Below are 12,903 nucleotides of genomic sequence, written 5' to 3'. Positions count from 1 at the left end.
AAAGTTATCCTCTCTAAAATTTATTAAATTAAAATATCTCTCTTTTTAAAAATGTTTATACTTAAAATATAAAATAATACTCCATATATTAATATAATTATTGAAGCCATAAATATATTTTCGATTCCAGAATCAGAACTTATTAAATTATAAACATTAAAATAATTGTTGACTAAATAGGGAGAAATTTTATAAAACATTTCGTTAATTACCATAAGGGTAATAAGTATCCCCATACCCGTACTTATTACAGCTCCTTCGTTTGATAGCATAACTGAAAATAGTAGTATAATCATTCCAAAAGAAAGCAAAGGCAACACTGAAAATCCATAAATAGACAGTGTAAATAATATACCATAGCTTGGTGGTAGTGCCATACTCTTTAATAAAAACTTATCTCCCCACCCCAAAACAACCGTTCCTAATATGTAACCTAATACTGCAGTAAAAAATAGTAATATCATAATTGCAACAGCTAAGGCACATACCTTTGATAATAATAGTTGTGTACGAGAAACCTGCCTTAAGAGAGGTAATCTCAAGGAACCCTCTGCATATTCTCCAGTAACGATATCAGCGACTAATATAATCACCATAATAGGCAATGCAAAACTAATAATACCATCCAGTAATGTAATGGGAAATGATTGACCATTAATTTGCATAGGAGAAATCGCTTGATTCGCATTTAGATTACTAGAACCAAAAGCTTTATTCGTTATAGAAGTACTTATTGTCATGATTAGAACTAATAAAAATAATATAACCATAAATATGTATATCTTTTTACGTGCTAATAACTTATAAACTTCGTTAACTATAATATTACTCAATTTGTTTTCCTCCTGTAAGTTCTATAAAGAATGATTCTAAAGACTGGCTTTGAGGAATCAAATACTCAACATCTATACCATTTACTATTAAATGACGATTTAATTCAGAACTAAAGCCTTTCTCCATTTTTAACCTTACACACTTTTGTTTTTTTTCAAAATACTTAACATAATTGAGGTTCTGAACTATACTGATCATCTTATCTTGAAAAGGTGTATGAACATCGATAACTTCCAGATCAAGATTAAGCATATCTGCAACCTTCCCCTGAGCCAATAGTTTTCCGCCATGCAAAATAGCTACTTTATTGCAAATTTGCTCTACCTCATAAAGCAAGTGTGTAGATATGAAAAAAGTTATATTATTTTTATAGGCTAAGTTACATATCATGTCTCTTATTTCCTTCATCCCCTGTGGATCAAGTCCATTAGTTGGTTCATCCAATATTATAAGCTTAGGATCATTTAGCAAGGCATTGGCAATACCTAACCGCTGCCTCATACCTAGCGAGTATGTTTTTACTTTATCATCAGCTCTATTTAACATACCAACCATTTCTAAAACTTCATCTACTTTTCCTTCAGGTATATCTGGTATTAAATTTGCCATAAGCTCAAGATTTTTACGGCCAGATAAATAAGAGTGAAATTTTGGCACCTCAACAATAGCTCCAACCTTCTCTATAGCCTTATGAAATTCTTTTTTCAAATCATATTTGTTTAACCTTATAGTACCACTATCTGGATGCATGAGGTTTAAAAGCATACGAATAGTAGTAGTTTTTCCTGAACCGTTTTGTCCTAAAAAACCATATATATCTCCTTCTTCAACAGTTAAACTGATATTATTAATAACTGTCCTTTTTCCAAAGGATTTGCTTAAATTCTCAACTTCTATAATATTATTTTGACTCATCCTTTGCACCTCATATTTTAACTATTTCTTATTGATCTTACAGATTCTATATTATCTGTTTAAGGATAAATATACAAATAATAATTTTTTATTAACAAATAATATATATAACAAGTCTAATATGACATATGTCCTTTTTTTATTCTAATCGCTCATTTATACTAATTATGTTAGATAATTTTTATTGTTTTAAAATATACAATATCTTAGAATATGTACTATTATACATCATAATACTTAAAAATGGAGGTAATAATGAGGCGAATTAATAATTTAAGCATGCTCCTTTCCTATATAGAAAAATATGACTTAAACTCTATATTTGAAAGAGATATGATTAAATATATGGAACTTTTTAGCTTTAGCAAAGGTGAATTAGTTTGTTCCAAAAGTAGTGAAATGAATTATATGTACTTTCTCGTAAAAGGTAAACTTAAGGTATATACATTACATGATAATGGCAAATCTATACTACTCAGGTTCAACAAACCTCTAAATATACTAGGCGATATTGAGTTTTTAACAGATTTTAAAATTCAGTGTAATGTAGAATCTGTTAATGAGTCTATAATTATAGGCATAAAAACAAATGATCTTTTAAGTCATGCATATAACGACTCTAAATTTTTGAGATTTATAATAAAGAATATCAGCCAAAAGCTATACGCCGTTTCAAACTCAGCTTCAATAAATCTTTTATACCCTCTTGAAAGTAGGCTAGCTAGCTATCTTTTATCAATAAGCGTTGATGAAAATAATTCTACTAATATTAGTGAGATTAAGACTTCGAAATTTACTGATCTAGCTACTTTACTTGGTACCAGTTACAGACATCTGTACAGAATTATTAATGATTTTAGTTCTAAAGGCATTATAGAAAAAAAAGGCAGCATAATTGTTATAAAAGATATAGATAAGTTAAAAGAGTTATCTGATGGTAACATGTATGAATAATTACATCACCTATAAAACAACGCTTGTATAAATTAATTATTGGGACTACGTCTGTATCAAATAAGCATAAATTATAATGTTTAAAGGAGGATATTTATGATTGGTGCAATTCTTTCAATGCTAGCTGGAATTTTAATAGGTATACAAGGAATTTTTAATACACGTTTAAGTGATAAAATAGGATTATGGGAAACGACAGCTGTTGTACATGCTGTTGGACTTCTTTTTTCTTTGTTAGTGATAACTATTTTTGCTAAAGGCAATATTAGCAGAATAGATGAGGTAAACAAGATATATTTATTCGGAGGCGTCTTTGGTGTTATTATAGTTTTCTATGTTATGAAAGGAATATCTCTACTAGGTCCAACATTATCTGTATCATTACTTATAATTAGCCAGTTGCTAATTTGCACACTAATTGATACCTTTGGATGGTTTGGAGTAACTCAAGTCAAGTTTGATTTTACTAAGATAGCAGGACTATTCTTAATGATAATTGGTTTAATTGTATTTAAATTAAAAGGATAGGAAGAAGGTATCCTTAACCTTCTTCTATATCACTGAAAATCTTTTTAGCCCACCCAGCAGCTTCTTCCGCTTTCTTTTCATCACCTTTAATTGGATCAATAAATTCAATTTCTCCTAATATGTCATTTTCTTTTAATTCACCTCTCATATTTGTAAATGTCTTACCTTTACCACCGCCATTACAACAAAATAAAGCAACCTTTTTTTCAGTTATTTTTATTTGAGAAAAGAAGGTCTTAAATGCCGGTGCATAACTAAAGGCCCAGACTGGTGTGCCAAAAATTATAAAGTCATATTCATTAGGATCTTTATCTAATCTTTCAAGTTCAGGTTTTTGTCCAAGTACAACCTGTTTTCCACCCCAAAGATACTTCATAAAACTTTTACTTTTAACATCTTTTTTCGGTTTTAGCTCTAATAAATCCGCATTAATAGCTTTTGCAATACTTTGAGCAATATACCTTGTGTTTCCCTCAAAGGAATAAAATACAACCAGCTTTTTCATTATAAAATTCACCTCTCAAAACATATATTTTACTCAATTACACAATCTAATTTTATCTGTAGATACTCAATTTATTAACACTGTTAATAGTTGTGTCTATGTCTAAATTAAGTATCAAAGTTATTTATTTAATGATTGTACCCATAAACTTTTTAACTAAATTATACAATATATATTATAGCAATTAATTGATAAAATGCCTATACTTGTTAACTAATGTTAGCAACGTCAAAGGAGATGGTAAATATATGATAAATGAGAATTTATTAGATATCGTTAAGGTGCAAGAAACTCACAGTCAAAATGAAGTAAATGATTTACTCGGCCAAGGCTGGAAGCTCCTCAATGTTTATACAGGTAGTTTCTCTTATGAGGCTAGTGATCAAATCAATATGTATGTATTAGGAAAACCTAATGATAGATAATATAAAAAATTAAAGGATGGCACTTGCCCTCCTTTAATACATAGTATAAGAAAGATGATTCATAAAATTTTATATTTTAATCTTAAAGCATATTGAGTAATGTTCTATGGTAGGGAATTTTATACGTCAATATCATCTAATCTTTTAAATAATTCACTGTATTTATCTAATTTTGCTTTATCTTCAACCTTGTATCCTGAATTATAGAAAGTAATATTTCCGTTACCTTCATTTAAAGAGTTTATTTCTTCCAAAGTTCTTTTTAGATTTTTTACAGTGCCAATGTTTCCATCAATTATATTAGTATGTGGTGGAAGTAATTTTCTAAACATATCCTTATAAAAAGAAAAATGAGTGCACCCTAAAACAATGGTTTCGTAATTACTTAAGTCATATCTAAATAACTGTTCTTGAAGATAAGGTAATACTATTTGATCATTAAACTCAAATCTTTCCGAGAATTGAACCAATCCTGGAAGCGGTAGTAAATCAACAATATGTTCGTTATCTAATTTAGTAATAAGATTTTGTAGTTTTTCTTCTTTTAGAGTCAAAGCAGTAGCAGTTACCAGAACTCGTTTATTTACATCTTTATTTTTTTCAACAGCAGGTTTTACAGCAGGTTCCATTCCTATAATTGGAATACTATATTTAGATCTTAGATCTTCGATTGCTACACTTGTGGCAGTATTACAGGCAATAACTATTGCCTTAACTCGCTGTTGAATAATAAACTCTATAGCATTAAAAATATGTTTTTTCACTTCATCTTTCGGTTTTGGTCCATATGGAACATTTAATGTATCTGCGTAATATATATAATCTTCATGAGGTAACATTTTTAGCGCATCATGCAATACAGTAATACCTCCGATACCAGAATCAAAAAAACCTATTTGCATTTCTATTCCTCCAATAAATAAAATCTATATGTAAATTTAACATTCATGTAGCTTTATTATAACATAATAATATAGATTATTGTTTCACGTAATTTACTACGAATGCGTATCAATATTCTATTATTTTTGCGCTAATTTCCATAAAAGACTTAGAATCCTATATTAATTAAACAGTAACCAATAACTTTAATATTTTATCATTTTGATATTTTTTTATCATTTTGATAAAATATTAATTATCACTTTGATAAGAACAAATTATATTATTTTTTGATAAATACTAACTTTAATCTTTTTCTTTTAACAAAAATAACTTCTCATTATGATAAATTTTTCAATATGGTTCCACGTAAAATGGCCCTTTACTCTATTGGCATGAAAAATGCTTAATAAAATATACGTAAGTACTTAAAACCATTCTTAATCCCCATATAATTTAACAACCAACCCTAAAGAAATAGCGCAGCAACAAGTTGTGCTATTTCTTTTTGAGTTTTAACTTCTTCAATACATAGACAGGATTCATGGCTTTAGGTAAATAAACTTCATCTCACTTGGGTCATAATTTCAATTATGGATAGATATACTTTTATACTTCATATGACTTTCTATGGTAATAAATTACATATTGCTTATACCTATATAAATTAAATAGTTTTATCGTACTTAAATAATGGACAAGTTTTTAAAATTAATGTAATAACTTGTATACTAATTAAGGAGGCAATCAATGTTAAATACGAAGAAATATCTATCGCTAACCTGTTCTTTTTTTATTGTTCTATCATTAATGTCATCAAAAGCGTCTGCTGCGGCTTCAACTGTGAGACTAGCCGGTGTTGACAGATACGGAACTTCTGTAAAAATATCTCATGATAGTTGGAGTCAATCAGACTATGTAGTATTAGTTTCTGGAGAAAATTTTCCTGATGGCCTTAGTGCTGCACCTTTAGCAAAAAAATATGATGCTCCAATTTTGCTGACAGAAAAGGAAAACTTAAATAGTGAAATACTACAAGAAATAAAGCGTCTACAAACAAAAAATGTTTTTATAATTGGTGGTCCAGGGGTAATATCTAAAAATATTGAAGATACACTTACCTCTCTTAACATATCCTTTACTAGATTATATGGACAAGATCGATATGAAACTAGTATTAAGGTAGCCGAGGTTGTTGGCTCAAAGAATGGAGCATTTATTTGTTCTGGAGAAAACTTTCCTGATGCGTTGTCAGCAGCATCTATAGCTGCTTCAAAGCAAATGCCTATATTGTTTTCTACTTCAAAATTTCTTCCATCTAATGTTAAGGAGTACATAAATGCCAATAATATAAATAATTTCTATGTAATCGGGGGAACAGGTGCCATAAGCGATAATGCCGTTAATGAACTTGAAAATGTAAAACGATTAAGCGGAATTGACAGATATAGCACTAATGCAGCAATTTTAAATGAATTTTCAAAGGATATAAATTTTAATAGTGTTTATTTTGCAAGTGGTGAGAATTTTCCCGATGCACTAAGTGGATCTTCTGCAGCTGCAAAAAATTCTGCACCAATTGTGTTAACGGATGGTTCCTACTATAGAGCTAAATCTATAATTGAGTCTAATAGTGAGTCCATTTCCTTCCTTAAACTGCTTGGTGGAACCTCCATTATACCTGATTCCTTAGTAGAAAGAATACTTAAACCATCTAAAACTCTTTTAGGCTATAGCACATATTATTATCCTGGAGATAACGCTTCCTATAATTCACTAGTAAGTAATTCCGACTTAATAGATGAAATAGCAACAGATACCTTTGATACTGATGGATATGGAAACTTAAGCGGCGATATACCAATAGATCAATTAAATTATGCTTCTAAAAATAAAATCTCAACTTTAGCTATGATAACTAATAATTTTGATGGAGATATAGCAAAAAGTGTACTTGAAAACAGCAGTAATAGAAATAAGTTGATTAATAACATACTTAACATGTTAGTTGCGAATAACTATAAAGGAGTTAATATAGACCTAGAGGGAATTTATTATTATGACAGAGATTATCTTTCTACTTTTATGAAAGAACTTTATAATGTTCTTCATTCTCAGGGCTTTGAAGTAACAATAGCAGTTCCAGCTAAAACTAGAGATAGTATTAATGATAACTGGGCTGGTGCTTTTGATTATGCTGAAATTGCTAAGTATTCGGATAAGATCATACTTATGACATATGATGAACATTGGTCCGGTGGAACACCTGGTCCCATAGCATCTATAAATTGGGTGCAGAATGTAGTAAACTATACTCTTACCGTCGTTCCAAAAGATAAAATAATAGTTGGCATAGCTTCCTATGCATACGATTGGACATCCACTGGAGAAAAAGCCGATGCATATGGCATTCAACAGGCATATAACATAGCTGCAAAATATAATTCTACTGTAAAATGGGACTCAACTTCTAAAAGTCCTTACTTTAACTACACCGATAGCTCAGGGGTCTATCACACAGTTTGGTTTGAAAATAGTACAAGCATAGGCTACAAATTAGATATTGTAAATAATTGCGATTTATCTGGAGCAGCAATGTGGAGGTTAGGTCTAGAAAATAGCGATTTCTGGTCAACCATTGCTTTAAGACTAAATAAATAATGATTTTATTCAATTGAATATTTTATTTTATAAAGAATTTCTTAGATTCAGATTTGAATCTGCAACTTATCTGAATCTTGGATAATTCTTATCCAGTGCATAATAATTAATTAGTTAAACTTTAATAATTATTATATAGATTTTAAATTTATATAGAAAAGGGGATGTAAATATACTAATAAAAATAAAATTTATTTACATTCCCTTTCCTATATTGTGCTTTTCTTTAATGAATAGCTCGTTTTCTGTGTATTTTCCCCGATACTTCTACACTCCCAATAGTAACAAGAGCATTTTCATCGAAGCCATGCACAATTGATTTCAATTTAGATATCTCTAGACGTGTTACCACAACATATATTACATTTGTCGGCCTTCCCATATATGCTCCTTTACCTTTAAGCAGAGTAACACCTCTACCAAGCCTGGCCATTATAGCCTCGGTTATATCAGTATATTTTTCTGATACAATAAAAACGGCCTTCGATTCATCTAACCCTTCAACAGTAATATCAATAACCTTAAATGCAATAAAGTATGCTATTAATGAATACATAGCTCTATCCCATCCAAAAATAAAACCCGCACTACTTAGTATAAATAAGTTGAAAGACATTACTATTTCTCCAATGGAAAATGATGAGCTTTTATCCATTATAATAGCTACAATTTCTGTTCCATCTAATGAACCACCATTTCGTATTATCAGTCCAACACCAGCTCCTACTATTATACCTCCAAAAACAGAGGCTAATAATACATCCTGAGTTATACTATCTATAGGTTGAAAAACTGTTACTCCAATTGATAACATAGTTACTGAAAATAATGTAGAAAGTGCAAAGGTTTTTCCGATTTGTTTGTATCCTATTAACAAGAAAGGGGCATTCAATATGAAAATATATACTCCTAGAGGAATTTTGGTTAAATAATTTAAAATAATCGAAATACCCGTTATTCCTCCATCTATTATATTATTAGGTATGAGAAACACTTCCAAACCAACTGATACTAAAGTAGCTCCCAACATCATAAAGAAAATTCTACTTATTACTCTAAAATGCTTATTATGCTTTTCTGTCATATATTACCTCCCTTACTTACTTATAATATTATATGGTGCTTTTTTATTCTTTGTTAAAATAATATATTACTTTAACAAAATTACTTATAATATAATATACTTATATATATACAGATTAATGTTTTATTTTTAAGCAAAAATTTTCTTTACATATAAATAAAACTGTTGATGATATTATGTTTTATAATACCACCAACAGCTTTCATATTATTGCTAAACAAGTTTAAGTTTTCGTAAAGCATCATCGTATTCTTTTATTAAAATAATTTTTTCTTCCTTAGAAGCAAAAGAAGCTTCTATTCCATTTTTTATTACCTTTAATATATCCTGCAGCGTAAATCCCTGCTCTTTTATTAAATAATTATATTCGTCAATTATAGATACATTTGAGACAGTAATATTATCTGTATTTATTGTTACAACTAATCCTTCATCCAAATACGTCTTTACTGGATGTTCATTGTAAGACTCAACAGCCTTTGTGTTTACATTACTGGTTATGCAAACTTCTAGAGGAATCTTATTGTCCTTTAGATATTGGACTGTATTTTCATCCTTAAATGCATATACACCATGACCAATTCTTTCTGCGTGCAATAATTCAATAGATTTTATTATGTTCTCATGTATACCAGTTTCACCTGCATGTATAGTACAATGAAATCCATAACTATTAGCTAAATCAAAAGCTTCTTTATGAAGTTCTGGTGGAAAATCATGTTCATTACCTGCTAGGTCTACTGCAACTATTCCCTTATTAAGATATCTTTTAGATATTTCTACTAATTGCTTACTTGTTTCGATGCTCTCATGTCTCATGGCACATACTATTAAATTGGACATTATTCCATACTTTTTCTTACTATCTTTCATTCCCTTTAAAACTGTCTCTATAACCTCTTCTGCTGACATCCCTTGTTTGGTGTGAAAAAATGGTGCAAATCTTATTTCGATATATCTCACATTTTGTTTTGAAAGATCTTCTAACAATTCACAAGTTATTCTATATATATGTTCATGTTTTTGCATAACTTTTATTGGTAAATCAAATTTATCTAAGTACTCTTTTAACGAATTACACTCTCCAAGGATTTTCACACATTTTTCAAACTCTAATAATTCTTTTGTTGGAATTTCAATATTTTCTTTTTCAGCAATATCAAGTATAGTTTCTGTCCTTATGCTGCCATCTAAATGGCAATGCAATTCTGTTTTAGGTAAAGCCTTAACAATTTCTATCAAATCCATTATATCCCGTCCTTCTAGTTAACATTTAATGTACAATACTATATCTTATTTTTATCTTGGGATATATTTTATCACAAAAGCTTAAGCCCTGCATTTTTTTATTTAAAACTAGATTTACAGTCATTACCAAAAGTTTTAAAATTATTTATAACAAATAGTTTAAATGGGGGATGTGGAAATGAATAACTGTATACTAATTAAAGATTTTAATTTTTCTATAAATCCTTATGAAATATCAAAAAAATTAAATCTTTCTCATGATAAGAATATTAGAATCGTAGAAAGTTTGGCAAAGGAAGCTGAAAAGATAGCGGTTCCTAAGACTGTTTTTAAGGAATGTTTTATATGTAAAAGAGGAGATAACTTTGTAGCGTTAGATGGAATAAGATTTAATAGTAGAGTTATTAGTATAAACTTGAGTTCAGAAAACAGAGCTTTTCCCTATATAGTTACTTGTGGTACCGAACTCAAACATTGGTGTGATTCTAATAATAATAAATTTGAAAAAAAGGTTGCTGAATTTATAACCCAAGAAATCTTAATTCAATGTCATACCCTACTTAAAAATTACATAGAAAAAAACTTTAATACAGGAAATTTAGCAAGAGTAAATCCAGGTTCCACTGTAGATTGGGATATTAAAGAGCAAAAAAATATTTTTAGTATCTTAGGAGATAAAGTTATCTCTACAGGAGTTGTCCTTGATAGCAATTTCTTTATGTCTCCCGAAAAAACCTACTCTGGAATTTATTTTCATAATGAAACTGATTATAAGAATTGTTATATGTGTAATGCTAAGGTTTGTCCTTTAAGAGAAAGAAATTATGATGGTAGTTACTACGATAAATACTTTAAATAGAAAATAGTTATATATATGCAGAAAAAGAACATCCGTGGATTTCATTTACGTAAATCTACGGATGTTACTTATGTTGAATTCAATTATTTATTCTCTTCATAAAGAAACTTTTTAATTCTATAATAACTATATTCATCACCTATTGCTATGAAGATATCACCTTCTTCAAATATAGCATGAGGTCCTGGAGAAAGTATCAAATTCCCTTCCCGTCTTATACCTATTATGGTAGCACTTGTATTTTGCCAAAACTTGCTTTCCGATATAGTCTTTCCAATAATATTGAGCCCTTTATCTATTTCAAACTCAAAAGGTACAAAAGGATTAGTACTGGCAAATCTATTGGAATAATCTATAAGTTCTTTAATTACTCCTTCTATTTTTCTTTCTAATACATTTTTCTCCTCTAGCAAATCTAATACTTCTTTTCTTAAGGAATTCACAGAACCTATATCTTTAAATTTATCTATAAACCTTAAACAGTTATCTACGGATTTAACAGTAATTCCACTGCCTTTTGTTACTTCTACTATATCCATTTCATTCAAAAGAATGATTGCCCTTCTAATAGTTTCCGGTGAGACGTTATAATGACTTGCAAGAGATGATCTTCCATAAAGTTTATCACCTATAGAAAAATCTCCACCTACTATTCTATTTGCTATATCAATTGCAATCTTTTGATATACAGGTTTCGTCACATACTCTTCTGACATTTTAAATTTTGTTTTAAGATGTACTTCATCTTAAAACAATTCCCCCCTTCAAATATGTTGGATTAATTAAATCCATAAATAGTATAGGTTATTCTTTCTATTATGTAAATAATAATTTAACAACTTAGCTAAACTTATAATGAATAACTTTATCTGGATCTTGATTTACATTAAAATAAGAACATTTAGAATTTTGTACAAAATGTAAACTAATACTCAAATTCGAAATAGTTACATTGGTTATTAATGACATGCAACAACTTGTATGTTATAATAAAGTTGTTACTATATTTTGAAAGAACGCTGAATCCTAAAAAGAACGGGGGAACCAATACTTCGGGGCGAATCTCAATTGAGATTGGGTAGGAATAAACCTCCCGTCCGAGTCCGTCAGCTAACCTCGTAAGCGTCAAAAGAGGGGGTATTTTATATGATTAAAGTAGGCTTAATAGGTTTAGGCAAAACAGGACAACATATAGCAGAGGGAATTTTAGAACAAGCTAACATGGAAATTGTGGCAGTAATTTGCAGTGCAGAGAGTTCAAAAAAAGGAATGGACTTAGGAGAATTACTTGGAAAGCACAAAACAGGAATAAAAATAAGCACTTCTGATGAGCTGGAATCTATTATTTTTAAAACTAAACCTGATGTAGTTATAGACTTCTCAAGTCCTAAATCAACTATGGAAAATGTTATAACACTATCTAAAATGAAGGTGAACTTGGTTATAGGCACTACAGGTTTTACTAAAGAAGATATTGATAAGCTTCAGAGTATAGCCTATAAGTTTAGCAACGGTATAGTGTACGCACCCAATATTACCTTAGGTGTAAATGTAGTAATGCTTTTAAGTAATATTGCAGCAAATATATTAAGTAACTACGATTTTCAAATTACAGAGATCCATCATAAGAATAAAAAAGATGCGCCTTCAGGTACTGCTTTAAAACTATCCCATGAAATAGAAAATGGACTTGAAACAGCAGGAGTATATAATAAAGATATACCTATTCATGCTGTACGTGCTGGCGGCGTGGTAGGAAAGCATGAGGTTCTTATAATTGGAGAAAATGATAAAATAGAGATAAGCCATGAATCTTTTTCAAGAAAAGCTTTTGCACTAGGAGCTGTTAATGCAGTAAATTATATTTATAAAAAATCTGGATATTATGAAATGAAAGATATATTGGACCTTAAGAAAATATTGTATGGATATATTAATACTTTAGAAAGTGCCTTAGGTTAACAAAAATAAATTTAATTTTAACTCAAAAAATAGGGTTTCAAAATGA

Annotated in this window: 13 protein-coding genes and 1 riboswitch; of the genes, 6 read left to right on the top strand and 7 right to left on the bottom strand. The window is 29.5% G+C overall.

Annotated features, from left to right (window positions below):
- Window positions 1-23: 23 nt before the first annotated feature.
- Together ACZ5N4_RS04105 and ACZ5N4_RS04100 are read right to left on the bottom strand one after the other, a co-directional pair.
- Window positions 24-833: an ABC transporter permease gene (locus ACZ5N4_RS04105; RefSeq protein WP_464207389.1), complete on the bottom strand. Its 810-nt coding sequence runs from the start codon at window positions 831-833 to the stop codon at window positions 24-26.
- Window positions 826-1,749, bottom strand: a complete 924-nt coding sequence (locus ACZ5N4_RS04100; RefSeq protein WP_464207388.1) for an ABC transporter ATP-binding protein — start codon at window positions 1,747-1,749, stop codon at window positions 826-828. Before ACZ5N4_RS04100 ends, ACZ5N4_RS04105 begins: the two co-directional genes overlap by 8 nt.
- Window positions 1,750-2,004: 255 nt before the next feature.
- Between ACZ5N4_RS04100 and ACZ5N4_RS04095 the strand changes: the two genes are divergently transcribed.
- A complete protein-coding gene (locus tag ACZ5N4_RS04095) occupies window positions 2,005-2,703 on the top strand; it encodes a cyclic nucleotide-binding domain-containing protein (protein ID WP_464207386.1) in 699 nt (232 codons plus the stop codon).
- Window positions 2,704-2,799: 96 nt separating this feature from the next.
- A complete protein-coding gene (locus ACZ5N4_RS04090; protein ID WP_464207384.1) occupies window positions 2,800-3,231 on the top strand; it encodes a DMT family transporter in 432 nt (143 codons plus the stop codon).
- Between the two features lie 13 nt (window positions 3,232-3,244).
- On the opposite strand, the gene ACZ5N4_RS04085 is transcribed toward ACZ5N4_RS04090, so the two are convergent.
- Window positions 3,245-3,736, bottom strand: coding sequence for a flavodoxin family protein (locus ACZ5N4_RS04085; protein ID WP_464207382.1), 492 nt, complete (start codon window positions 3,734-3,736; stop codon window positions 3,245-3,247).
- A 248-nt stretch (window positions 3,737-3,984) separates the two neighbouring features.
- Here ACZ5N4_RS04085 and ACZ5N4_RS04080 point away from each other — a divergent pair, with 248 nt between their 5' ends.
- Window positions 3,985-4,161 (top strand): hypothetical protein, encoded by a 177-nt coding sequence (locus ACZ5N4_RS04080; RefSeq protein ID WP_464207380.1) that lies wholly within the window; start codon window positions 3,985-3,987, stop codon window positions 4,159-4,161.
- A 119-nt stretch (window positions 4,162-4,280) separates the two neighbouring features.
- Here ACZ5N4_RS04080 and murI read toward each other — a convergent pair whose 3' ends face one another.
- Window positions 4,281-5,063 (bottom strand): glutamate racemase, encoded by a 783-nt coding sequence (gene murI / locus ACZ5N4_RS04075; RefSeq protein ID WP_464207378.1) that lies wholly within the window; start codon window positions 5,061-5,063, stop codon window positions 4,281-4,283.
- A 730-nt stretch (window positions 5,064-5,793) separates the two neighbouring features.
- Here murI and ACZ5N4_RS04070 point away from each other — a divergent pair.
- Window positions 5,794-7,704 carry a cell wall-binding repeat-containing protein gene (locus ACZ5N4_RS04070; protein WP_464207376.1) on the top strand — a complete coding sequence of 637 codons (1,911 nt, stop codon included), beginning with the start codon at window positions 5,794-5,796 and terminating at the stop codon, window positions 7,702-7,704.
- A gap of 226 nt (window positions 7,705-7,930) precedes the next feature.
- Here ACZ5N4_RS04070 and ACZ5N4_RS04065 read toward each other — a convergent pair whose 3' ends face one another.
- Window positions 7,931-8,788, bottom strand: a complete 858-nt coding sequence (locus ACZ5N4_RS04065; protein WP_464207374.1) for a YitT family protein — start codon at window positions 8,786-8,788, stop codon at window positions 7,931-7,933.
- A gap of 213 nt (window positions 8,789-9,001) precedes the next feature.
- Window positions 9,002-10,036, bottom strand: a complete 1,035-nt coding sequence (add, locus tag ACZ5N4_RS04060; protein WP_464207372.1) for an adenosine deaminase — start codon at window positions 10,034-10,036, stop codon at window positions 9,002-9,004.
- 178 nt (window positions 10,037-10,214) lie between these two features.
- Here add and ACZ5N4_RS04055 point away from each other — a divergent pair, with 178 nt between their 5' ends.
- Window positions 10,215-10,895 carry a hypothetical protein gene (locus ACZ5N4_RS04055; RefSeq protein ID WP_464207370.1) on the top strand — a complete coding sequence of 227 codons (681 nt, stop codon included), beginning with the start codon at window positions 10,215-10,217 and terminating at the stop codon, window positions 10,893-10,895.
- An 83-nt stretch (window positions 10,896-10,978) separates the two neighbouring features.
- On the opposite strand, the gene ACZ5N4_RS04050 is transcribed toward ACZ5N4_RS04055, so the two are convergent.
- Window positions 10,979-11,611, bottom strand: a complete 633-nt coding sequence (locus tag ACZ5N4_RS04050; protein ID WP_464207368.1) for a GntR family transcriptional regulator — start codon at window positions 11,609-11,611, stop codon at window positions 10,979-10,981.
- Between the two features lie 291 nt (window positions 11,612-11,902).
- A riboswitch (cyclic di-AMP (ydaO/yuaA leader) is annotated at window positions 11,903-12,036 on the top strand.
- Between the two features lie 5 nt (window positions 12,037-12,041).
- Here ACZ5N4_RS04050 and dapB point away from each other — a divergent pair.
- On the top strand, window positions 12,042-12,857 hold the full coding sequence (gene dapB / locus ACZ5N4_RS04045; protein WP_464207366.1) for a 4-hydroxy-tetrahydrodipicolinate reductase: 816 nt from the start codon (window positions 12,042-12,044) through the stop codon (window positions 12,855-12,857).
- The last annotated feature ends 46 nt before the right edge of the window (window positions 12,858-12,903 follow it).

Source organism: Clostridium nitrophenolicum (assembly GCF_055391695.1).
Note: the sequence above shows the minus strand (reverse complement) of the source record. Positions and strands in the feature narration are given on the sequence as shown.

Coding starts and splice junctions, on each gene's coding strand:
- ACZ5N4_RS04050 (WP_464207368.1), bottom strand. CDS start 11,611: ATGTCAGAAGAGTATGTGACGAAACCTGTATATCAAAAGATTGCAATT.
- murI (WP_464207378.1), bottom strand. CDS start 5,063: ATGCAAATAGGTTTTTTTGATTCTGGTATCGGAGGTATTACTGTATTG.
- add (WP_464207372.1), bottom strand. CDS start 10,036: ATGGATTTGATAGAAATTGTTAAGGCTTTACCTAAAACAGAATTGCAT.
- ACZ5N4_RS04085 (WP_464207382.1), bottom strand. CDS start 3,736: ATGAAAAAGCTGGTTGTATTTTATTCCTTTGAGGGAAACACAAGGTAT.
- ACZ5N4_RS04055 (WP_464207370.1), top strand. CDS start 10,215: ATGAATAACTGTATACTAATTAAAGATTTTAATTTTTCTATAAATCCT.
- dapB (WP_464207366.1), top strand. CDS start 12,042: ATGATTAAAGTAGGCTTAATAGGTTTAGGCAAAACAGGACAACATATA.
- ACZ5N4_RS04065 (WP_464207374.1), bottom strand. CDS start 8,788: ATGACAGAAAAGCATAATAAGCATTTTAGAGTAATAAGTAGAATTTTC.
- ACZ5N4_RS04070 (WP_464207376.1), top strand. CDS start 5,794: ATGTTAAATACGAAGAAATATCTATCGCTAACCTGTTCTTTTTTTATT.
- ACZ5N4_RS04080 (WP_464207380.1), top strand. CDS start 3,985: ATGATAAATGAGAATTTATTAGATATCGTTAAGGTGCAAGAAACTCAC.
- ACZ5N4_RS04090 (WP_464207384.1), top strand. CDS start 2,800: ATGATTGGTGCAATTCTTTCAATGCTAGCTGGAATTTTAATAGGTATA.
- ACZ5N4_RS04100 (WP_464207388.1), bottom strand. CDS start 1,749: ATGAGTCAAAATAATATTATAGAAGTTGAGAATTTAAGCAAATCCTTT.
- ACZ5N4_RS04095 (WP_464207386.1), top strand. CDS start 2,005: ATGAGGCGAATTAATAATTTAAGCATGCTCCTTTCCTATATAGAAAAA.